Source organism: Alkalihalophilus sp. As8PL, from assembly GCF_040939795.1.
Classification (GTDB): Bacteria; Bacillota; Bacilli; order Bacillales; family Bacillaceae_D; genus Alkalihalophilus; species Alkalihalophilus lindianensis.
Map to the genome: position 1 here is coordinate 964472 of NZ_CP162551.1, position 21923 is coordinate 986394.

Here is a 21923-nt window from a genome sequence, read left to right on the forward strand (position 1 = left end):
CTACACAACCTCCTTCTCAGCAACTGGGATATACTCTTCCTCTTCTTCATCAAAGCTCTTAAACGAGTCTTTCATCGCTTCAAAATCAAATTCTTCGCTTGAAAGCAGTGCATGGCCGATCGATATAATGCCGCTGACGAGGAAGACGGTGATGTTACCAAACAGCATCGAATGCAGTTGACCAAGAGACTCGATATTTATTTGGCCATACATCATATAAGCAGAGACATTCCACACGGTCACACCAAAAATCATTCCGAATAAGGCACCGTAAAAACAACCGTTATTGGTCGCCCTCTTCCACAGCAATCCAATCGTCAGCGGAATCACCGCCCCACTTACAAAGATCCCCATAGCCATATACACAAATCCTAATCCTATCCCGACACTGAATAACAAAACAGAGAAAACACCCATCGCTAACCCGAAACTTAGCGTGACGAGACGCGATACTTTTAATGTCTTGGCACTGCTCGCTAAGGGGTTAATTGATTTCCGGTAAATGTCTGTCACAATGATGTTTGTGATCGCCGTTAATTCAGCAGCACCTGTAGACATAACTGCCATAAAGAGCATCACTAAAAACAGAATGGAACCTGTCGTGCCAAGAACATGAGCTGCCATTAATGGAGCTGAAGCGTCCGGGTCTCCGACGTTTAGTCCCAAACCAGCTGCCGTTACTCCTAAGAATGTGGCAATGGCAAAGGGGATGGAAAACCACGCGATCCCCCCGTATATGTAGGCTTTAGAAGCGGCGCTGTCTTTACTTGCGATAGCACGCTGCCAGTATGATTGATCGACAAATACGGTCCCGAAATTACCGATGATATTAATCATTCCAAACAGCAAACCAGGGATGGATGCCATCGTTAACATTTGCTGTGATTCTGGAAGAGAACGCAGGCCTTCATATACCGTTGTAACACCGAATTTCATGTACACCGCTGTTGCAAAGATCGTTAGAATCACAAAGATCATTGTTGTGTTTAAGTAATCAGCGATAAACGAAGCTTTTAAGCCCCCAATCATTGTATAAATCGTAAACGTTAAGGGGATCAAGAATGCAGCAACGTATATGTTCATTCCCGTAAGAGAGTTAAGCGCAATCGCGCCCCCTAAGATCACCATCGAAGTAACAATGATATTAGTCATTAAAGCAAAGACCATCATCAGCTTGTGATTCTTTTTATCAAATCGTTTTCCGATAAACTCGAGAAATGTATGAGCCTTTGGTGCCTTCCGCTTTAAATGGATTGCTACGATGGCAAACAGCAAGACTTGAATACATGCGCCTGCTGCATACCAATATGGACCACTGATTCCATATTGAAAACCTGTCGAGGAAGACATCATCAATGTGGCTGCCCATGTCCAAGCTGCAATAATAGATGCACTCGCAAGCCCTACTCCAACATTTCTTCCGGCCGTGCTAAATTGTTCTGCCGTCATAGCTGTCTTCCGTCTTCTCTGCATTACAATTGTAAGGATAGTAAAAAAACTACCCAAAATAAGTAAAATCAAATATCCGGTTGTTGTCGATAACATAATCTCTCTCCTCCAATGATTGCATATGATAGATAATCTTTTTACAATCCTTTCAACCAAAATAAATATCTGACTATTTAAAATTCTTCCAGTGAGCTTTAGTATACGAACCCTTATTTATATTTTCAAACGTTATGTGAGGTTTCCTGACATCATTTTTGCCCCTCTGATTCATTTTAGATATCATTCCAACCAAAAAAAGAACCAAGGACTAAGCCTCAGTTCTTTTGTTTACTCTCTTTAATTTAATGCTTTTTCTAATGTTTTAATATTTTCATTCATCATCTTTATATAATCTTTTCCCTCGAGGCGTTGCTCGGGGGTAAGGGCTTCTAGGTTATAAAAGTGTAACGGCTCGGCATTGACCTCATTTAAAAACATTTCTGCGATTGGGATCGTATAGTTTTTCTCAAATATCACGTATTCAATCTCGTGTTCGTTTGCAAAAGCCATTAATTCTTCAAGTTGCCGATAAGACGGTTCATTTGTCGGCGAGAAACCTGTAATCGAAATTTGTTCTAAGCCGTATCGTTCCGCCCAGTACGTATACCCTGCATGCGCGACTAAAAACTTTCCCTTCTCGGCCTTTTCCACCATATCCCGAAATGCTTGATCGAGTGCTTCTAGATCTGTTTTCAACATTTCAAAATTTGCTTGAAATAATTCTTCTTCCTCAGGCATTAGTTCAATGAGGGCACCCTTAATATTTTGAGCTAATGTTATGGAGCGGACTGGATCAATAAACACATGAGGATCATAATCATGACTGTGACCGTCTTCCTCACTATGATCGTGCGAATGACTATGGTCGTGGTCGTGTTCAAGCCCTCCCCCTATAAACTCTATTCCTTCTGATGCTTCTACCAGTAAGAGGTCCTCCTCACCCATTGTGTCAATCAGTGTTTCAACAAACCCTTCCATTCCCCCACCGTTGTAAATAAACGCATCTCCATCTCCAATCTCAATCATTGATCGAATCGTAGGTTCATAGGTATGAGCATCAGCCCCAGCAGGTATGATATTTTCAACTTGGACAAACTCTCTACCAATCTTCTCTGTGAAATCTTCTAGGGCATAGATGGTCGTATAAATAATAAGAGGTTCTACATCCAGTGGCTCTGAAGCTAGCACTCGATCATCTTGTAATACCTCCTCACTGATCTCCTCTGTTACTTCATCTGCACTGCCGCACCCTGTTATTAACAAGAATAGAGTGACGATTACACTTCCCCAAACCTTCTTCACATTCATCCTCCTTTAATCATTCCAAACTGAAAAGCGTCTTATTCTTATTATATTCTAAAAAGTAATAGAGCCTATTTTATTAAATGTTAGAAAAGTTTGTCAATATTGAAATTCGTTAGATTCCTTAGTAGTAAGAGGAACATCAAGTCAAATAATTCAACTTTTTTAAAAAAATGGTATAGTAAGGGAAAATAATTTATAGGAGGTGCTAGGTTATGAGATTTATAAGCTTTGTTTTACCTTTGCTGTTGGTTCTTTCGTTTTCTACCAATTCAGTCGCAGCAAACCATCCATTTTCCGATGTAAGAGATGATTTTTGGGCAAAAGATGAAATTAACTATTTATATCAAAATGGGATTATTAAGGGATACGAGGATGGAACCTTTCGCCCTAATCATACAGTCACACGTGCACAAGCTGCGATTATGATTGCAGGAGCACTCGAATTAGATCTAGAGAATAGACCTGCTCCCCCCTTCGTCGACATCCCCGAAGATAATCTCGACTACGACGTAATTGCCGCTCTAGCAGACGAGGGAATCATCACCGGCCGTGACGGAGAATTTATGCCAAATGCTCCTTTAAATCGAGGCCAGATGGCGGTAATTTTTGAGAGAGCTTTTCAGTTAGAGGGGCACTCTGATCAGGATTTTAGCGACATTAGAGAAGATCATGTTTTTTATGATGAGATTCAAGCTCTCGCTGCCAATAACATTGCAAAGGGGTATGCAGAGGACAACACCTATCGACCTAATGATTCAATGAGCAGAGCACAGTTCTCAGCATTCCTTGCCCGAGTTTTGGATGATTCCTTTCAACCAGTTAATGGGGAATTAGAGATTCATCATTTAAATGTCGGTCAAGGAGATTCCACTCTCATTTTAACACCTAATGGCAAAACGATTTTAATTGATGCAGGTACACAATCTGCTGGACAAAAAGTGGTGAATTACTTAAAACAAGCAGGGGTCAGCTCGATTGATAAACTAATCATTACCCATGCTCATGCCGATCATATTGGCGGAGCCGTTGAAGTAATGAGAAATTTTGATGTCAGCTTAGTCCTTGATAACGGTATCCCCCACACCTCACAAACTTATTTAAATTACTTAACGTATATTGATGATCATGATATTCCATTTGAAGTTGCTGCGATTGGAGATTCTATTAATCTAGATCCTGCATTAACCATTCAAATTGTAAACAGCGGAATACCTGGTGATCTTTTAAATGACGCCTCTGTCGCTTTGCATCTAACTCATAATGAATTTACTTATTTAATAACGGGTGATGCCGAAGAAAAGGCTGAACATAGAATCGTAGAACAATTTCAGGTAGAATCTGATGTCCTTCGAGTCGGTCACCATGGTTCAAGAACAAGCACAACCCCTTATTTTATAAAGAACGTTCTGCCTAAAGTTGCTATTGTCAGCTACGGCGAGGGCAACCGTTATGGTCACCCGCATCCAGAGGTGTTAGAATTACTTACTGCTGTGGGGGTGGAACGTATTTACGGAACAGCAGGCGGAGATGTAGTCCTTGTCTCTAATGGTGAAGATTTTGAGGTGTTAGGAGGAAATCTGATTAGAGATAATACATCTAATCCGCCTCCTGAGGACGGGGTTATGTATCCCATTAATATCAATACAGCTGATCTTGAGACTCTTCAACATATTACAGGAGTAGGTCCAACCATTGCCCAACGAATTATTGATTACCGTACTACTCATGGAAGCTTTACTTCAATCGAAGAAATCAAAAATGTTAGTGGTATTGGAGATGTATCATTTGAGAGAATGAAAGATGAAATTACAGTAGGATAAAGGAGAGTGCTATGCCAATATACACATTAGATCGTATTGTAGACGGGAAAATAGCTGTTCTATTATTAAGAGAAGAAGAATCAATAGAAACAACGTTATCTATAGATGAATTACCTTCAAAAGCAAAAGAAGGAGATCTTTTAAAACTCACTTTCACTAAGAATGAACAAGTAGCTAATGTGAACATTTTAAAAAAAGATACGGACGCAGCAATAAAAAAAGCTACTTCTCTTTTAGAGAAAATTAAAAAGAAAAACCACCCTACTAACTTGTAATGGGGTGTTAACTATCTACCTTTTTTCTTCAATGTGTTAAAAAAAGAACACATCTATTTTTAATGATGTGTTCTCCTCTACAAACGTGATGATTAATAATGATGATCTTCTTCAGCAGCCATCGCAATTTCTTTCGTCTCGTGAACGGTGCCAAATGGATGTTCAGGTGGCGCATAGATTGAATAAAGTTTAATTGGGGTGTCACCTGTATTCGTTAAGTTATGCCATTTACCTGCAGGAATGACAATCACATAGTCGTCAAAAACCTCTTGTTGAATATATAAATTATCTGGAGCATCCCCCATTTGCACGAGTCCTTGCCCTTCTTCAATCCTGATAAATTGATCAAGGTTCGGATGCGTTTCTAAGCCAATGTCGCCCCCAACCTCAATACTCATTAAGGTGATTTGCAAATGTTCTCCTGTCCATAGGGCAGTTCGGTAATTGGTGTTTTCCTTTGTTACCTCTTCAATATCAATGATGAACGGCTCTGGTCCGTAATCTTGTATTCGATGGCTGATGTCATCATGTAATGAACTTAGTCGTTCGGCATTTTCTTGTTCACCTTCTAAAGCCCAGAGAAAGCTATTATACACGTCTGGATTCTGTGGAAGTAAGCTAGCTCTGTGATAATCATTTACAGCTTCTATTTCCATTTCATATGCTTTTTGCAAGCCTTCTTGATAGCTATCAACAGAGAGCTGATCAACCCGATAGATAGGTTCTGTTCCTGTCAGATACGTATAAAGATTCGTAAAATGATCCAAATGTGCCTGCTTTACTTCTAATGCATAAAGAAGGTTTTCTTGATGATCAAAATCTGGTGCAGCATCGGCTAATCGGCTATAAAGATCAATCGCTGAAGCTTCTTTTTTCATCGCTACAAGTAAGGCTTCAGCCGCCATTTCTTGCTCTGTTCTGTACTCGTTATTGGCCCCTGTATTCGTGTAATAAGGATATGAATTCCCGTTTGTTTCATCATGCAAAGTGTTCATCCCCTTTTAAGGTTGATAAAGCATCATATGCCCATGTATAGAGAATGCAACTCCAATTACAAAACTTCACCTCGATTGGGCTACTGCCTACTTTGTCAAAATAAAAAAGAGCTGCTAAGTTAGCAGCTCCATTCATAGAAATTAAGTCGTTTTATGAGGGTAAGAATCAACCCATTTGGCTTCCTCTTCTAGCTTTCTGCGCTCCTCATGTGTCTGTGGGAATCCATTTGCGATCCAATCATTTCTGTGGGCAGAATCTAGTTGAGTAAGGCCTTTTTCTTCAGGTACTTTATCGGCATCTACACTTTCGAAGCGATCGGCTTCCCATGTGTCTCGATCTTTAATTGCTTTAGCCGATTCTTGTTGTCTTTGCTTATAAGCTTTCGTCGCTAACAAAACACCGCCGGCTGAAAGAGCTGATCCAACTATCATGTTCATTGTTGATGACCTCATCTGTATCCCTCCAATTAAATATGTTTCATCAATCGTGATCTTATTTAATGAATACCCGTATGAGCGATTGATAATGTTTCAATTCGTTTACAAATTTAATCCAGCCGAAATAAAGCACCACTTCTTAATGAAGCAGTGCCTTTTAAGAGAGATTCTAATGTTCTTTAAATCTCAATAATAATCGGGACGATCATCGGCTTTCTCTTTGTTTTAGAGTATACATATTCTCCAACTGACTTTTTGATTTGTTGTTTAATCGCTTTCCATTCCATTTTATTCTCCTCTTTTAGCTCGTTAATCGTCTGTTTGATGCGACGATTTACTTCATTAAGGAGCTCCTCAGACTCTCTTACATAAACAAAGCCACGAGAAATCGTATCCGGATCAGAAATCAGGTCTTTTTTTGCTTTACTCATCGTTAATACCACAACAAGCATACCGTCCTCAGAAAGTTGTTTACGATCTCGGAGAATGAGGTTGCCGACATCGCCGACACCGACTCCGTCTACATACGTATTTCCAGCTGGTACTTTTCGCGTATGGCGTGCTTCTTGGTGAGCAATATCAACAACATCCCCATTTTTCAAGATAAAGGTATGTCCTGGCCCCACCCCGACCGCTTCGGCTAACAAGCGATGTTGCACTAACATCCGGTATTCCCCGTGTATCGGAATAAAGTATTTCGGTCGCATGAAACTGAGCATTAGCTTCAAATCCTCTTGATACCCATGACCTGACACATGCATGCCTGTTGTCACACCTGATCCGTAAATCACGTTAGCTCCAAGGGCGTATAAGTTATCGACAATCGTTGTGACATTGCGTTCATTTCCCGGAATAGGACCAGCCGCTAAGATGACAGTGTCTCCTGGCAACACATCAATTCCGCGGAAGTTTCCTGTAGCGAGTCTAGCAAGCGCAGCCATTGGTTCACCTTGACTCCCTGTACAGAGGATCACTACCTTCTCTGGAGCATGTTCATTGATGTTTTGTTGATCAATCAGCATCCCTTCTGGCACCGTTACATACCCTCTCTCAATTGCCACACCTATTACATTGACCATACTTCTTCCGACAAGAGCAAGCTTACGATTCGTTTTTGCGGCAGCATGGATCACTTGTTGCACACGGCTTACATTTGACGCAAAGGTGGATACGAAAATTTTGCCTTCTGCATCGTTAAATGCTTTTTCCAAATGATGACCAACCATCTGCTCGGATGGCGTTAAGCCAGGACGTTCTGCATTTGTACTTTCAGATAGTAACAGCAAGACCCCTTCCTTGCCGATCTCCGCCATCCTATGAATATCCGAATGTTGATCATTAACCGGCGTTAAGTCGAATTTGAAATCGCCTGTATGTACAACCGTTCCTTCTGGTGTGCGAAATACAATCCCTAAACAGTCTGGAATACTATGATTCACCTTAAAGAACTCAACGTTCATTTGCTCAAATTGAACGTTTGAATCAGCGTTTATTTCTATCAGTTCCGTTTCTCTGAGAAGTTTATGTTCTTTTAACTTCAACTCAATTAATCCTAATGTGAATCGTGTCGCATAGACAGGTACATTTAACTTTTTCAAGAAAAATGGAATGCCTCCAATATGGTCTTCATGCCCATGAGTCACAATGAGTGCTTTCACTTTATCCTGATTTTCAACTAAGTACTGAATGTCAGGAATGATCAAATCAATCCCTAACAAGCTCTCATCCGGAAACTTGTTTCCACAGTCAACGACTACGATCTCATTCCCATATTGAATCGCATACATATTTTTGCCGATTTCCTGCATTCCACCTAAGCCGTAAATCGATAATACATTTTCATTTGTATCCACCTTACATTCCTCCAACCATAGGGATCATTTTAGCCTTAGTATGCCCCAAGTTGGAGGTGATTTATGATTTTTAAAACCCACCTCCCACATATGCCTTTATAGATGGTAAGATTTAGATAATAAAAGTTGTAAGAGGAGGCAAGAACTTTGCAAAATGATTTGTTTTATTACATAGCCGAATTTATTCTTTATGCAACAGGGATTGCTTTAGTGATTGTCTTTTTATTAAGAGCATACTTAAAGTCGAAAAAAGATCGAGAATGAGGGGAATGCTTTATGGTCCACACAATTAAAGAATATGAAGAGAAATCACGGGTTTTTAATCCTTCTACCCATATTAAATCGTGTATTCAAGAAATGGAGGGACATTCAGCGATAGGAGCAGAAATTGCGTCAACATGGAAAGACCTCTTGGACCTACGGCTAGTTAAGGAAACGTACCCAGTGATTCATCCTATTGGACAAGAAACATTTTCTTTGTATGCGGACTACCCAACAGGCGTGTTTGAGTATGCCCTAGACATTGATGGAGCCACTGCTCTCATTAAGAAGAAGCGCCTTGAGCCAAGCCGCTTCTCACCTTCAACGATTATTGAGGCCGTTGACCAAGGCAATATCAATCAAGATCAAACACAAATAAAACCTAACCATAAAAATCCTGTCATGGTCCTTCAAAGCGATTTTTTAACGGACAATAAACTCTATTGTATCAATGGAAATCACCGAATAAATGAAGCATTCAAAAGGGAAGATCAATCCATAGATGTCTATGTATTTAATGAGTTGGAATTTGTTCCTTTCTTTTATGACACCCTCAGTAAAGCGATGTACTTCCTTGAGTTAGATTACCATCATGTTGTGCATAGAGATGCTCCATTAATTAAAAGTGAAAGAGGGGCATTCGTTTATGATTTTAGAAACTAAAAGATTACGTCTAAGACCACTTTCGTTAGGGGATTATGAGAGAATAGAGGAGCTAGCAGGTGATTATGATGTAGCTAAAACAACCTCAAATATCCCTCACCCTTATCCCAAAGGGTCTGCCAAAGATTTTATTCGTAATGTGTTGGAAGCTGCAAACAAAGGAAAACTTGTCATTTTTGCTATTACCTTAAGGGGCACACATGAAATAGTAGGCCTTATTAATATTCATGTGAACCAAGCAAACAACCGTGGCGAATTAGGTTATTGGATAGGAAAGCCTTTCTGGGGGACAGGCTATGGTACGGAAGCAGCAACCGCGGTCCTCACAATTGGATTTAAAGAATTAAAGTTAAACAAGATTTATGCTCAAGCCTTCACTAGTAATCCTGGATCTTGGAGAATCATGGAGAAAATTGGTCTCACATACGAAGGCACATTAAAGCAGCATATTTATCGATTTGGAGAATATTTTGATTTAGCTGTTTATGGGATCGTAAGGGAAGATTTCAAGTAGAGAAAATTTCCACTTCATTTTCAATCTAAACAGTGATATACTATTCTAGCGATGAGCTAATTTGCATAAGACGAGATTGACGCGCCTTTTAGGCAATGCACTATGTGGAGTGCTGTCTCTCGCCGCAATACGCATAAAAGACGCCCTTTGGGGCGTCTTTTTTTATGTGCATATACCTATATGAACGAATTCCCTTGTTATTTAAATGAACACGTATATTTATTTACAAATAAATTAGTTTTTAAACGAAACAGGGCATTTTATTCACAAATGGTGTAAATATTTGGAAATTACTACCTTAACCACATAGAGAGCAAAAAACACTAAGCCAGATACCTTTGAATTATCCCCTTACATAAGCCCCTCCACCTCAGCAAATCCTTTTGTCTTTCTAAAAGTCATACGGTGGTTTTCAAGATTGGAGATCATATCGAACGGTTGAATCATCGCGAAATGGATGGGCTCAACCTCTCTACGGGTGACGTTCAGCGTTAGGATCACCATCTCTTTTTCTCTACCAACAGCCGTGTCTAATTCCTTTTTGTACACGTTGATGATCAACTCGTCAACCGGGGTGAGATCAAATAATTCTCTCATCACCCGTATGGTGACACTGCATACATGATTCGATAGCAGCTCGTAATACTTTGTTTTCGTCAGCTTCTTTTCCGATAGTTTACCAGTCTTCGTGAGGGATAATTCAAACTCTGGGAACTCTTCATCTAATAAGGCATAAATTGAGACGTGCCCTACCATCTTCCCGTTTCGCTCTTCTATCCCTACAACTATTTCTCTTGCCATTGCTTGATTACGATAGAAAGTAGACTTCGTTTGTATGAGCTTTTCTAAAGTAGCTCGATCCCCTTGCAAGACGCCTTCGCCTAGTTCTTTTTCTGCTAGCCAGTTTTCGTAAGCTTTCTTGTCTTCTTCCATAGCTCTTTGAATTTCTTGTTCTAATGATTTTCGTTTCATGCCTTCTAGTCTAAAGAGGCGAACGAAGAAGTTTGGCTGGTAATCGTTTAACTCCGCTCGTTTTTGTCTCTCTCTCGGGCCTATTTCACCTGCAAATGGAGAGTTCTGAATAACCTCATGCCAGTTAATCGGTGTGACCGACTCTTTGTGATAAGACTGGAGATCTTGCACAATCGCTTGGTAGTCGTTTAAAATCGCTTCGTTTGATGGGTGATCTACACTAGGCTTAGAGGTAGCTTTTCGCTTTGAAGCTCCCATCCGTTTTTCCATGTAAAGGCCGGTTCCAGGTAGGCTTGCTCTTGCTCTAGCTCCGCTTGGACCGACACCTACGCGCAAGCCTTTTACTCCTGTACTCATCCCAACTCCTCGTTTGCTGAGATTAAGGCGCACCCCACTGTTGCCAAGCTTGACGCTCTTTCTAAAATTAAGTTTCGCCACCGAATCATCCTTTCTTTATCCGTGCTTTTTATAGCTATCAAGTAATGTTTTTAACCGATCGATTTCATCATTTGAAAGCTCTTCTATTTTTTCAACCTGCCCTTTCATATAGACAACCGTTGAACTTTCTTGACCAGTGTTGCTTTTCATAAAATAAGAAGCTACTGAACTAGTAACTAGTCCTAATAAACCAATTCCAAAGATCATGAGAAAGACGGCAATCAATCGGCCCACTACCGTTACTGGTGAAATGTCGCCGTAACCGACAGTTGTAGATGTAACAATTGCCCACCATACCGCGTCATTGTATGTTTTAATAGAAGGTTCTAAATACTGAATAGGAATAGAGCTTATAAAAATAACAATCACTAAAAAGATGATCACTTTATCTAAATTATTCGTTTTTAAAATAGCATGAAGAGGCTGCATATAATGTTTTAATATTGCTAGTGCTCGTAAAACACGGACCAAACGCGCTAACCTTGCCAATCGAAAAATACTATCTAACGGGATGATCGCAATAAGATCAAGAGGGTTCTTTTTCAGATATTGAATTTTATTATCACTCCTAACTAATCGTACCGAAACATCTACTACAAAAATCAACCAGATGATAAAGTCTATGTTTTTAACCCAATGGCTATCATTCCAAATAAAAATGACTGAAATCAAAGCTAATATCGCCATTAGTAATTCATATAGAAAAATAATTTTATCTTTGCGTGGGAAAGTAGGTGAAATCGTTTGTTCTGCTTTTACTTCCATCAAAATGACTCCTTTTATTTATTGAAAATGTCCACGTACATTTTAACAGGATTTTATTGGAAAATATAGACTCAATTCCGAAGTATGTAAATGCCAGTAATTCAAGGCATAAATGAGGGGAATTTGTCGAGAGAAAATGCTTTTCTATTATTAAAGATGAATATATACTACCAATTATAGACATTGCACCCAATTTCTCGTGGCCACGATAAGGGAGTATAGTTCTGAACTGTTTTACTTGGGAAGCAATGAAGTATAGCCTTTATTTGGACACCTATGGCTATATGAAGCTAGTGGTGTAACCGGCCCTCCTTAGTTGATTTTTAACAAATTATTCGAGGGGGAAATTGGAAATGAAGAAGATAGTAATGGGGTTTGCAGCAGGTGCATTAGCACTGACAGTATTTTCAAGCTCTGCATTTGCAGCAGTAACGTTTGACTCTACAACAGGTACTGGCTTTGTTGGAAAAGGCGATGTTCAGAATGCTTTAGGTCTCAATAATGCTCAATTGCAAAAGGAAGCTGCAGATCTTAAATTCACTTATGAGTCTGTTGATACGTATGAAATTACTGTAGAGTGGACAACGGGTGAAGGCACTAGAGGGGAACAGACTCACACTGTAGAGCATAATAAAACCTCTTCACTAACTAGTGACATTAATTCACAGTCGAGAACGGCGAAGCAGATTAATGGGTTTAATTTAAATGGTCTGTCTAACACTATTGCAGAAGGTTCAATTCCAAAAGTCGGTGAGAATTTTCCAGGAAATTCCGGACATAAAGTTACTGAAGTTAACCTTGTTTCTAGCACTAATACTTACTATGTAAATGGTGTTGCATTAGATTAGGAATAGATAGTCTATAAGTTGTTCAAACTATAAATAGCATCAAACAAAAGCACCTCCCCATTTTAGACATGGTCTAAATGGAGAGGTGTTTTTATTAGTGATCAGACACTTCTATATACCTATCAATCTTCTTTCCTTCCAGTAACTATGCTTCATTTTCAACAAGAATGTTTCAAGTATGTGGAAATATATCCCTCCCAGCTTTATAATTTGGATAGTCGAAATATTTAAATAATAGGAGGGTTTCAAGATGAAGAAAAAATGGCTAGCACTATCGATGGCGGCAGTCTTAGCAAGTACCAGTCTTCCACTCACCCATGCAGAGGCTATTGGGAATGGACCTCATGTTAATGGGAAGGAGACAGTACAGACTGCAATGCTGACTACATATGATGAAATGGCTGATTATTTAAGTAAAGAAGCTGCAAAACAAGAGCAAATGGAGCTAGAAGTGATTGGGCAAACTGTAAAAGGTCGTGACCTTTTCCTAGTTAAGTATATTACAAACCCTGATAACCCAACTATTCTCTACCTAACACAGCAACACGGAAATGAGGCATTGATCACAGAGGGAGCGCTTGACTATATCCGTCATCTCGGTACCAATAACCGAAAGAAAAATGAAATGCTTGAGAATGTAAATATTCTTATTGTACCGATGCTAAATGCAGATGGGGCTATGGGTGATGTCAACTTCTCACTTGATAATTACATGGCAAGTGGTCGCAACTTGACCCGCTTTAATGCCGATCGATTAGATTTAAATCGAGATCATGTTAACAAAGTAGCACCTGAAACCAGAGCTTTGCATGAAAATGTTCTTCAAAAATATGATGTTGATTATATGATTGATTTTCACCACCAAGGAACACAAGAAGATTATTACGGCAAACTGACTTCTGGTGCTGTTCTTACTCCTCAGCATCCTGAAGTAAATCCCGAGGTTGTCACAAATTCAAAAAAGCTAGCCACCACTTTACTTGAAGGAGTAGGTTCTAAAGGTTGGGCGCATATTCTTAAGTTTGACGAGCCTAGTGAAAATCCAAATGTGGCCTCCAACGCCATGGCGCTGCAATATGATATTTCTGTTATTTTATTTGAAATGCGCGGTATGGCTGATCATTCTTATGAACCATTCGTTCTTGGTCAAAAGTCTAATGGCTATCTCATTAAGCAGGCATTTGAGGCTATGGATTCTACCGCAAAAGCAATCGCAGACGGTTCTATCAACACAGCAGACCCAGCAGTGTATGATAATCTACCGGAACAGCATTACAGCTATTAAAATAATGAAGAAACCTCCAGATTTTGGAGGTTTCTTTTACTTTTTATATTACGAAAAACCATAATCTTTCTTTAACCCTGCAAAGCTAGAAAATTGGATATAGAGCATTCATAAAGAGATGATCACTAGTGGCCTTGTTAAGGGTATTCTAGTGCATGAAATATAACCTTTTTAATTTATAAAGCTTTCTACTCTCTAGATTAAAAAGAAGAAGCCTTAAGCATATGCCATAGACTTCTTCGGTGTTCTTATTTTACTAACTTACCTTCCTATCCTTATGATTTTCATCTTCTACCATCACTTCTTTTGGCACGGCAAATAGGTAGGTAATCACAAATGCCGCCACAAAGATTAGGACGGAAACGACAAGATAAGCTAACAACTGATTCAAATCATAGATATACATGAGTGGAGAAAGAATAACAGCAAGACCATAGGAATTGGCTTGGATACCTAGTAATGATAGGATGGCTCCACCAACAGCTGAGCAAGAAATCATCACATAAAGCGGTTTCATGCTATAGCGCATCACTACACCAAACAAGGCCGGTTCACTGACACCAAGTAACTGTGTCGCGGTCGCACTTGCCCCTGTAACTTTTACTGTGCTCTTTTTCGCTTTCGTCGTAATGCCTAAACACGTACCAGCATTGGCAAATCCGTACATTGCACATAACGTGATCAACGGGTTAAAGCCTGTGTTAGCAAGCAAGGTCGTTTCGATCATAATAAATAAATGATGCATCCCCGTCATCACAGCTAACGGATAAATGAATCCAGTGAGTAATCCGCCCACCCCAAGCGGAGTTCCAATGAGGCCGGTTACTACTGACACTAATCCCATTTCGATAAAATGAAGCAACGGTCCTAAAATGAGTAGACCTGTGATCATCATCGATAGTAAAACAAAAAATGGGGTAAAGATCAGATCAAGCGCATTTGGCATGACTGCTCGTAGTTTTCTTTCAAGCTTTGCCCCAAGAATCCCTACAACAAGTGCTGTTAACACACTACCTTGATACCCAACAACCGGGATAAAGCCAAAAGCGATAATTGGTTCTACTCCACTATTGATATCTGCTACCGCATACGCATTAGGAAGTGCAGGAGACACAAGCATTAACCCAAGGACAAAGCCAATAATCGGCATGCCTCCAAAATTCCTAAATGCAGACCAACAGATTAAAGCTGGTAAAAACGCAAAAGCCGTATCAGTCAAAACGGATATAAGAGTCTGTAAGTATTCGGGAATATCATCAATGCTCATCCCGATTAAATCTAGGAAGACATCACTAAATAGTACACCTTTCAATCCAAGAAAGAGACCAGTTGCCGCAATAATTGGGATGATCGGAATAAAGATATCGGCTAATGTTCGTACAGCCTTTCTTATTCCTCTTTCCTTATGCTGAGATGACGGTTCTTTTGATCCTTGGTCATCCTCCTTATGAGGTTGCCCGTCTTTTAGAGCAGAATAGACTTTATTGACCGTACCTGTACCTAAAATAACCTGGTATTGTCCGGCATTATAGAACACACCTTTTACTTCATCAATGTTCTCAATGGCTTCATCATCAATTTTCTCACGATCTTTAACAGTGAATCGCAGCCTGGTTGCACAATGAACATACGATTCAATATTGTCTTCACCAATGACCTTAATGATTTCCTTCCCTATACGTTCATATTTAGTTTCACTCATAGCAGCTCGCTTCTTTCTTTTGAAGTACTAGTGCTTGATACGGTTTCAGCTCATATTGTTGATTTGAATTGAATGTATTTTTCTCTTTGTAGTTGTTTAATAAAACATCATACAAATGATTATTTAATTCAACTGGTTGACTCTTAGATGAGAAATTAAAATAGCAGACCACTTCTTGGTGATTGAGTATCCGTTTATACGCGATAATCGTTGGATGATCTTCTAAAACAGGTTCAAAATCGCCGTAAATTAAGCAATTTCTTGCCTCACTCGTCTGTCTAACTTTGATAATTTTTTTATAAAAGTGCAAGATAGAATTTGAGTCTTGCTCTTGGCTTTTAACGTTGATTACTTTGTAGTTTTCGTTCATTCCTAACCAAGGTTCAACTTCTGAAAACCCACCGTATGCTTGATCGTTCCAATGCATCGGGGTTCTTGAATTATCGCGGCTTCTTAAATTAATAAAATGTAGAGCTTCCTCTTCATTAAAACCTTCTTTTATAGAACGATAATACTGATCAACACTTGATATATCATCAAACTCTTCAATACTTTTACGAGTAAAGTTTGTCATTCCAATTTCTTGACCTTGATAAATAAAAGGCGTACCACGAAGATAGAAAAACATCGCTCCTAGCATTGTTGCCGAATAGAAGTTTCTATTTTTTTCTTCTTTAATATACTTACTGAGTGAGCGATTCTGATCATGGTTCTCCAAGAAGGTAGCTCCCCAGCCTGCTTTTTGAATTTGCTGTTGGCTCGTGAAGATTAATTTCTTTAAATCTAACACATCCCAATCGACTCGCTTAAACCACTCACTACCTGAAGCTACATCAAGATCTGCATATCTAAAATCAAAAATCATTGAAAAATAGCCATTCGCTCCAATGTAATCCCCGTATTGCTCATAAGGAACTCCAGGAGCTTCTCCTATCGTCACACAATCATACTTAGCAAATGTTTCTTTCTTTAATTCATGCAAGAATACTTCAATTCCTCGTTGATTACGCGTCTTCTTTGTGCACTTTACTAGTCCATCGACCCCATCAGCGGGAAGATTATCGTAACTCTGGTCTTTCTTTATAAACGTTATCGCATCAACTCTAAATCCAGCAATACCTTTTTCTAACCAATAGTTCACCATTTTATATAATTCTTCTCTTACATTTTTATTTTCCCAATTGAGGTCAGGTTGCTTAACCCCAAACGAATGAAAATAATATTCTTTCGTACCATTTAACGGCTCCCACACGCTACCACCAAAAACAGAGCGCCAGTTAGTAGGTGGCTCGCCGTCTATACCATCCTTCAAGATATAATAATTTCTATACTTACTAGTCTGTGGGTTTTCTAATAGGTCTTGAAACCACGGGTGTTCATCAGAAGTGTGATTAATAACAAGATCAAGGACAATCTTAACCCTTTTCTCTTTGGCCTGAGCAATTAATTCCTCAAGGTCTTTCATTTTTCCGAACTCAGGATTTAATTGATAGTAATCCGAAATGTCATAGCCATTATCCGCCATCGGAGATTGATAGATTGGACATATCCATACCATCGTAATCCCCAACGATTTCAGGTAATCTAATTTCTCTGTAATCCCTTTAATATCACCTACTCCATCATTATTTGAATCATAAAAACTTTTAGGGTAAATTTGATAAATCACTTCTTTTTGCCACCATTGCTTCTCCATAATTGTCCCTCCATCAGTTCATCTTTTCGATATGGTATCGGTTTCATATTGTCATAAAAAAATATGATATTGATTGTACTTATTAATTGTGATATTCAGTAAACTTGGGAATAAACTCAATATGGTATCGGTTCCATAATTGCTCAAAAAAATATAATGAAATCGTTTTATAAATCTCATTATATTTTTCATTCTTTTCTATGTCAACGCTTTTATTTTCACTTCGCTCTTTGGTTTCGTTTTAAAACTTATGTAGATTGGCGCACAACTAGTTCAATAGGAAGCTCGTAATTTTTTATCTCCATCCCCGGATTATCTAGCATTTCAAGCATCACTTCGATTGATTTCTCTCCCATTTGATCAACGGGCTGACGAATTGTTGTGAGCTTCGGATCTACTATTTCTGCAATTGGCTGATCATCAAATCCAATGATGGCCAGATCATCAGGAATCTTTAATCTATGCTCCTTCGCTTCAATCAACATGCCACTTGCTATTTCATCACTTCCCGTGAAGATCGCGGTTGGACGTTCTTTCATTTCTACAATTTGTCTCATGACTTGTTTACCGTCTTCAATTGTATGTTTATTAATAAAAATCCATTTCGGATTAATCTTCATTCCAGCTTCACTTAGTGCTTGTTGGAAGCCTTGGTTACGATCTTTTCCTTTGCCCTCTTCATCGAACAATCCACCTGTACAGTATGCAATTTTCTTGTGGCCTCGATCAATTAAATGCTTTATGCCAAGGTATGCACCTTTCGTTTGATCTAAGCGGATCATGGGAACAATTTCTTGATCAACATAATCATTGCATAGCAAGATAGCTCCGTAATCTCTATACGCCTTGATGACCTTCCAATCATTTTCAATCGACGTCATAATAATTCCATCTACTTGTTTCGTTTTTAATAAATTTAAAAAAGCTAATTCTTTTTCTTTATCTTCATAACTTTGACAAATCAACACTTGGTAGCCTTTTTTGTAGGCAGCCTGCTCAATGGCATTCACTAAATACGAAAAAAATGGATTGATGATTCTTGGAACAATAACTCCAATCGTTGTTGTTAGCTGTCCTCTAAGCCTTCTCGCAGAAGGGTTAGGCGTATAGCCAAGCTCTTGCATCGCTTTTTGTACTAGCTCTCTTTTTTTATCTGACACATACGGGTGATTATTGATCACTCTTGATACCGTCGTTTTCGATAACCCCGATAATTTTGCAACATCTGATATATTAGCCAAAGTCGATCACTCCAAGTCAAATAAACATGAAATCAGTTTCATACTTATTCTACTTTAGCAAAGAATGATAATGCAATGGCTTAATCAGAAGACGTCTCATATTTCGAACCCCAAAAAACCCCTGCATTTATCACAGAGGTCCATGTCACACTATTGAGTTCCATTATCTACTTGGTAGTTCTGCCCATGTTTCTTCTAACCATTTATCAAAGTCAGAGCCTTTATCGCCTTCGTACGTATCGTACACATCGACTCTCATTTTCTTCAACTTCTCTTTGAAGTCAGCATAAGAGTGATCCTTTGGTAAGCTTTTCTTAATACGAATGAAGATCTTCTTAGTTCCCTTGACTGCATCCTCATCCTTGCGAGGTGGCATCGTTACATTTTCACCAAGTCCCTTAAGCTGACGGTAGGCTGCTTCTTGCACAAGATACACCGAATCACCTTTCATGGCATGGTTCAATAATTCGATCGTCTCTCTGCTTTTATATTGGCCTAACTCTTCTACAGCATCTAGACGCTCTCTCCAGTTTGCTGTTCTATTTACCGATTTCTTTAATTCATTTAAATTCTCAGGTACTTCTGTTTTTACTTTATGATTACTCAAGCTATCCAATCTCCTTTATGGTCGAACCTTATTAGTAAAAAATGTGTTACAAACCATTGTAGCACGATTAGGAGATTTACATACGTTAAATTTGGTTTTCATGTCCACTTAGTCTAATTAGTTTTCTCCATAAAAATGTTGTCTTAGCTCTTCTTTGATCTCATCTGGTATCTCTTCTGACTGCTGGGTTTCGAGATTGAAATTCACATAGACCGCTTCATTTTTCGCACATACCTTACCATCTTGATGGATTTCCTCATACAGCTCTAAGCTTTTGTTTCCAATTCGCTTTACCCATGTCTTCACTTCCACGTCCCGACCATAATAAATCTGACTCACATATTCGAGCGTCGTTTTGACAATGATCATTTTCCAATTTTCAAAGGATAGATTAGGTGTAAATAATTTGAACAGTTCATGGCGCCCCGCCTCTAGCCAAACGGGTACAGTCGTATTATTAATATGCCCTGCCCCGTCCGTCTCTGAGACACGCGGTACAATTGTTGTTTGATACATCCCATTCACCCACTCTCTTATAACTCTTTATCAAAGAATTCTTCCTTGTAAGCTTTTTTCCTCCTAAAATCGTTCACCTATTATAAAACTTGAGATTATATGGTAAATTTAACTAAAAGCTATTAAGCTGAAGAAACGTTTAAAAGATTAGGTGTGATGTGATTGAAGAAAAGAATGATTGTGATCAGCTTGATACCCCTACTCGGGCTGGGATGTTTTTTTGTGGTAAATGCAATGAATGGAGATGCAACTGCGTTAAATGATTCCTTCACAAAGGAGTTCATTGCTGAAGAATGGGTCGAGGATGACTTTCACTTATTTGAATCGAAAACGGGACAATACAGGATGCTGTTTCCAGACCGATTTCAGATGATAAGTAAGCCTCCAGAGTTTTATGGGAGACAGGGTGATGGGTTTGAAATGTGGAGAGCAAAAATTATTGAAAAAAACGAGGACGGCATTAGCTATGACTTAGGAGTTACTTTAAGAAACGAGTTGCCTAATGTAGAAGAAGTTCGCTTACATACCATGCTTAAGAATTACTCTTATAATAACAAGTTTCAGGAAGTACAACTAAATGATAAAACAATTGTACACGGATCGTCTTTTTGGGACCCGGATGAGCCAAGAGGTGAAAATAAAAATCCAGAAGAATTCAGGGCAAATAACTTTTTTGGATTGGTTCAAGATCAAAATTCAAATCAATCAATAGAAGTTGTTTACTCCACTATCTGTATTAAAGAAGAACTAAATTGCGAAATAAATACTGAGGAACAGTATAAATTCGCTTTAAAGATAATGAAAAGTATTGAATTCCTTGATTAAGCGATGTGAGATCAGAGGAGAATTTAAAGATTAGGTGTGATGAGGGTGAAGAAAAGAACAATCATTGTCAGTTTCGTAGTACTGCTCACCCTAGCCGGATTCATTGCCTTCAAGACAATGAATAAAGAAGCAACTGCGTTAAATGATTCTTTTACTAAAGAGTTCATCGCAGAAGAATGGGTCGAAGATGAGTTTCACTTATTTGAATCGAAGACTGGACAATACAGAATGCTGTTTCCAGACCAATTTCAGCTGATAAGTGACCCCCCGGAGTTTTATGGGAAACAGGGGGATTCTTATGAGCACTGGGTTGGTCAAATTTCAAATGACAACAGCAAAGGAATAGCCTATTCATTTAAGGTAACTTTTAAAGATGAAAAAGTTGATTTAACAGAAAACCAATTATATTCCATGTTAAACAACCATGCTTACAATGATCAGTATGAAACAATTAATTCAAGCAATAAAACTATTTATCACGGTTCCTCCTCTTTGTTCTTTGAAGGTCCTAAAGCAACCATACATAATCCTAACTTTAACCAAGCCAATATTTTCTTTGGATTAATAAGTGATGAACATTCAAATAAAACGGTAGAGATATATTATTCACTAGATTGTATTGAAATAGAACGGGGATGCGAAATAAATACTCAGGGAGAGTATGAATTTGCTTTAAAGCTTATGAAAAGCGTTGAATTCTTGGATAAACAATAAATACATATTAGAGATCAGGCGGGATGAGATTGAAGAAAAGAATGCTTATTGTCAGTTTGGTAACCCTAGTCACGCTAGTTGGATTTATTGTGGTAAAAGCAATAGATGGCGACACGACTGCATTAAATGATTCCTTTACAATGGAATTCATTGCAGAAGAATGGGTCGAGGATGACTTTCACTTATTCGAATCGAAAACTGGTCAATACAGGATGTTGTTTCCTGACCAATTTCAAATGGTAAGTGCGCCTCCGGAGTTTTATGGGAGACGTGATACTAGGTTTGAGATGTGGAATGCCTTAATATATGATGATTCCGAGGATGGAATCCGTTATGACTTTAGAGTTATGTTTAGAAACTATGAAGCAGAAGAGTTAGTTAGAACACGGCTAAACATTATGCTTCAAGATCACTCTTATCAGAATCAATACGCAGAGATCAAAACAAATGACACTCTCATTTACCATGGTGCTTCCTTTTGGGATTCAAATGATCCAGAAGGCGGTTTAAAAGATCCGAATCAAAATGAAGCCAATAATTTCTTTGGGCTCATAAGAGATGTTCACTCAAATCGCTCAGTAGAATTCGTCTATTCTACTATTTGTTATAAAGAGGAGCTTGGCTGCAAATTAGACGCTGCAAAACAATACGAATTTGCTTTGAAGCTTATGAAAAGCGTGGAATTTTCAGATGAATAATAGA

Annotated in this window: 21 protein-coding genes and 1 riboswitch; of the genes, 9 read left to right on the top strand and 12 right to left on the bottom strand. The window is 38.8% G+C overall.

All coding sequences use genetic code 11. From position 1 onward, the window contains the following. Both AB3N04_RS06460 and AB3N04_RS06465 read right to left on the bottom strand, forming a co-directional pair. Positions 1 to 1545, bottom strand: coding sequence for a sodium:solute symporter family protein (locus AB3N04_RS06460; protein WP_368505280.1), 1545 nt, complete (start codon positions 1543 to 1545; stop codon positions 1 to 3). Between the two features lie 240 nt (positions 1546 to 1785). After that, positions 1786 to 2796 carry a metal ABC transporter solute-binding protein, Zn/Mn family gene (locus tag AB3N04_RS06465; protein ID WP_368505281.1) on the bottom strand — a complete coding sequence of 337 codons (1011 nt, stop codon included), beginning with the start codon at positions 2794 to 2796 and terminating at the stop codon, positions 1786 to 1788. A gap of 209 nt (positions 2797 to 3005) precedes the next feature. Between AB3N04_RS06465 and AB3N04_RS06470 the strand changes: the two genes are divergently transcribed. Both AB3N04_RS06470 and AB3N04_RS06475 read left to right on the top strand, forming a co-directional pair. Continuing rightward, positions 3006 to 4613, top strand: coding sequence for an S-layer homology domain-containing protein (locus AB3N04_RS06470; protein ID WP_368505282.1), 1608 nt, complete (start codon positions 3006 to 3008; stop codon positions 4611 to 4613). Between the two features lie 11 nt (positions 4614 to 4624). Further along, a complete protein-coding gene (locus AB3N04_RS06475) occupies positions 4625 to 4888 on the top strand; it encodes a DUF3006 domain-containing protein (RefSeq protein WP_368505283.1) in 264 nt (87 codons plus the stop codon). A gap of 92 nt (positions 4889 to 4980) precedes the next feature. Here AB3N04_RS06475 and AB3N04_RS06480 read toward each other — a convergent pair whose 3' ends face one another. The 3 genes from AB3N04_RS06480 to AB3N04_RS06490 form a co-directional block, all read right to left on the bottom strand. Then, positions 4981 to 5874 (bottom strand): cupin domain-containing protein, encoded by an 894-nt coding sequence (locus AB3N04_RS06480; RefSeq protein ID WP_368505284.1) that lies wholly within the window; start codon positions 5872 to 5874, stop codon positions 4981 to 4983. A gap of 150 nt (positions 5875 to 6024) precedes the next feature. Continuing rightward, the gene (locus AB3N04_RS06485; RefSeq protein WP_368505285.1) at positions 6025 to 6336 is read right to left on the bottom strand and encodes a hypothetical protein; all 312 of its coding nucleotides are present in this window, start codon (positions 6334 to 6336) and stop codon (positions 6025 to 6027) included. Positions 6337 to 6500: 164 nt separating this feature from the next. Further along, positions 6501 to 8174: a ribonuclease J gene (locus tag AB3N04_RS06490; RefSeq protein WP_368505286.1), complete on the bottom strand. Its 1674-nt coding sequence runs from the start codon at positions 8172 to 8174 to the stop codon at positions 6501 to 6503. Positions 8175 to 8450: 276 nt separating this feature from the next. On the opposite strand from AB3N04_RS06490, the gene AB3N04_RS06495 reads away from it, so the two are divergent. Both AB3N04_RS06495 and AB3N04_RS06500 read left to right on the top strand, forming a co-directional pair. After that, positions 8451 to 9098: a hypothetical protein gene (locus AB3N04_RS06495; RefSeq protein ID WP_368505287.1), complete on the top strand. Its 648-nt coding sequence runs from the start codon at positions 8451 to 8453 to the stop codon at positions 9096 to 9098. Next, a complete protein-coding gene (locus tag AB3N04_RS06500) occupies positions 9082 to 9612 on the top strand; it encodes a GNAT family N-acetyltransferase (RefSeq protein WP_368505288.1) in 531 nt (176 codons plus the stop codon). Before AB3N04_RS06495 ends, AB3N04_RS06500 begins: the two co-directional genes overlap by 17 nt. Positions 9613 to 9963: 351 nt before the next feature. Here AB3N04_RS06500 and AB3N04_RS06505 read toward each other — a convergent pair whose 3' ends face one another. Together AB3N04_RS06505 and AB3N04_RS06510 are read right to left on the bottom strand one after the other, a co-directional pair. Further along, positions 9964 to 11022, bottom strand: a complete 1059-nt coding sequence (locus AB3N04_RS06505) for a DUF4236 domain-containing protein (protein WP_368505289.1) — start codon at positions 11020 to 11022, stop codon at positions 9964 to 9966. Positions 11023 to 11037: 15 nt separating this feature from the next. After that, positions 11038 to 11787, bottom strand: a complete 750-nt coding sequence (locus AB3N04_RS06510) for a potassium channel family protein (RefSeq protein WP_368505290.1) — start codon at positions 11785 to 11787, stop codon at positions 11038 to 11040. Between the two features lie 232 nt (positions 11788 to 12019). Beyond that, positions 12020 to 12104, top strand: a riboswitch (cyclic di-GMP riboswitch). A 36-nt stretch (positions 12105 to 12140) separates the two neighbouring features. Here AB3N04_RS06510 and AB3N04_RS06515 point away from each other — a divergent pair. Further along, positions 12141 to 12635, top strand: a complete 495-nt coding sequence (locus AB3N04_RS06515; protein ID WP_368505291.1) for a hypothetical protein — start codon at positions 12141 to 12143, stop codon at positions 12633 to 12635. A gap of 250 nt (positions 12636 to 12885) precedes the next feature. After that, the gene (locus AB3N04_RS06520) at positions 12886 to 13920 is read left to right on the top strand and encodes a M14 family zinc carboxypeptidase (RefSeq protein WP_368505292.1); all 1035 of its coding nucleotides are present in this window, start codon (positions 12886 to 12888) and stop codon (positions 13918 to 13920) included. A gap of 256 nt (positions 13921 to 14176) precedes the next feature. Here the strand turns inward: AB3N04_RS06520 and AB3N04_RS06525 are convergent, their stop codons facing one another. From AB3N04_RS06525 to AB3N04_RS06545, 5 genes are all read right to left on the bottom strand, one after another. Continuing rightward, the gene (locus AB3N04_RS06525; RefSeq protein WP_368505293.1) at positions 14177 to 15622 is read right to left on the bottom strand and encodes a PTS transporter subunit EIIC; all 1446 of its coding nucleotides are present in this window, start codon (positions 15620 to 15622) and stop codon (positions 14177 to 14179) included. After that, a complete protein-coding gene (locus AB3N04_RS06530; protein WP_368505294.1) occupies positions 15615 to 17318 on the bottom strand; it encodes an alpha-glucosidase in 1704 nt (567 codons plus the stop codon). Before AB3N04_RS06530 ends, AB3N04_RS06525 begins: the two co-directional genes overlap by 8 nt. A 248-nt stretch (positions 17319 to 17566) precedes the next feature. Next, positions 17567 to 18559, bottom strand: coding sequence for a LacI family DNA-binding transcriptional regulator (locus AB3N04_RS06535; RefSeq protein ID WP_368505295.1), 993 nt, complete (start codon positions 18557 to 18559; stop codon positions 17567 to 17569). Positions 18560 to 18722: 163 nt separating this feature from the next. Beyond that, a complete protein-coding gene (locus tag AB3N04_RS06540; RefSeq protein WP_317123281.1) occupies positions 18723 to 19166 on the bottom strand; it encodes a HEAT repeat domain-containing protein in 444 nt (147 codons plus the stop codon). Positions 19167 to 19283: 117 nt separating this feature from the next. Next, positions 19284 to 19682: an acyl-CoA thioesterase gene (locus AB3N04_RS06545; RefSeq protein WP_368505296.1), complete on the bottom strand. Its 399-nt coding sequence runs from the start codon at positions 19680 to 19682 to the stop codon at positions 19284 to 19286. Between the two features lie 162 nt (positions 19683 to 19844). Here AB3N04_RS06545 and AB3N04_RS06550 point away from each other — a divergent pair, with 162 nt between their 5' ends. Genes AB3N04_RS06550 through AB3N04_RS06560 form a run of 3 tightly spaced genes read left to right on the top strand, consistent with a single transcriptional unit; the run spans position 19845 to position 21919 of the window. After that, the gene (locus AB3N04_RS06550; protein WP_368505297.1) at positions 19845 to 20507 is read left to right on the top strand and encodes a hypothetical protein; all 663 of its coding nucleotides are present in this window, start codon (positions 19845 to 19847) and stop codon (positions 20505 to 20507) included. A gap of 45 nt (positions 20508 to 20552) precedes the next feature. Then, positions 20553 to 21221 (top strand): hypothetical protein, encoded by a 669-nt coding sequence (locus tag AB3N04_RS06555; protein ID WP_368505298.1) that lies wholly within the window; start codon positions 20553 to 20555, stop codon positions 21219 to 21221. A gap of 29 nt (positions 21222 to 21250) precedes the next feature. Beyond that, positions 21251 to 21919: a hypothetical protein gene (locus tag AB3N04_RS06560; protein WP_368505299.1), complete on the top strand. Its 669-nt coding sequence runs from the start codon at positions 21251 to 21253 to the stop codon at positions 21917 to 21919. Positions 21920 to 21923 lie beyond the last annotated feature (4 nt).

Coding starts and splice junctions, on each gene's coding strand:
- AB3N04_RS06460 (WP_368505280.1), bottom strand. CDS start 1,545: ATGTTATCGACAACAACCGGATATTTGATTTTACTTATTTTGGGTAGT.
- AB3N04_RS06465 (WP_368505281.1), bottom strand. CDS start 2,796: ATGAATGTGAAGAAGGTTTGGGGAAGTGTAATCGTCACTCTATTCTTG.
- AB3N04_RS06470 (WP_368505282.1), top strand. CDS start 3,006: ATGAGATTTATAAGCTTTGTTTTACCTTTGCTGTTGGTTCTTTCGTTT.
- AB3N04_RS06475 (WP_368505283.1), top strand. CDS start 4,625: ATGCCAATATACACATTAGATCGTATTGTAGACGGGAAAATAGCTGTT.
- AB3N04_RS06485 (WP_368505285.1), bottom strand. CDS start 6,336: ATGAGGTCATCAACAATGAACATGATAGTTGGATCAGCTCTTTCAGCC.
- AB3N04_RS06495 (WP_368505287.1), top strand. CDS start 8,451: ATGGTCCACACAATTAAAGAATATGAAGAGAAATCACGGGTTTTTAAT.
- AB3N04_RS06500 (WP_368505288.1), top strand. CDS start 9,082: ATGATTTTAGAAACTAAAAGATTACGTCTAAGACCACTTTCGTTAGGG.
- AB3N04_RS06510 (WP_368505290.1), bottom strand. CDS start 11,787: ATGGAAGTAAAAGCAGAACAAACGATTTCACCTACTTTCCCACGCAAA.
- AB3N04_RS06515 (WP_368505291.1), top strand. CDS start 12,141: ATGAAGAAGATAGTAATGGGGTTTGCAGCAGGTGCATTAGCACTGACA.
- AB3N04_RS06520 (WP_368505292.1), top strand. CDS start 12,886: ATGAAGAAAAAATGGCTAGCACTATCGATGGCGGCAGTCTTAGCAAGT.
- AB3N04_RS06525 (WP_368505293.1), bottom strand. CDS start 15,622: ATGAGTGAAACTAAATATGAACGTATAGGGAAGGAAATCATTAAGGTC.
- AB3N04_RS06530 (WP_368505294.1), bottom strand. CDS start 17,318: ATGGAGAAGCAATGGTGGCAAAAAGAAGTGATTTATCAAATTTACCCT.
- AB3N04_RS06545 (WP_368505296.1), bottom strand. CDS start 19,682: ATGTATCAAACAACAATTGTACCGCGTGTCTCAGAGACGGACGGGGCA.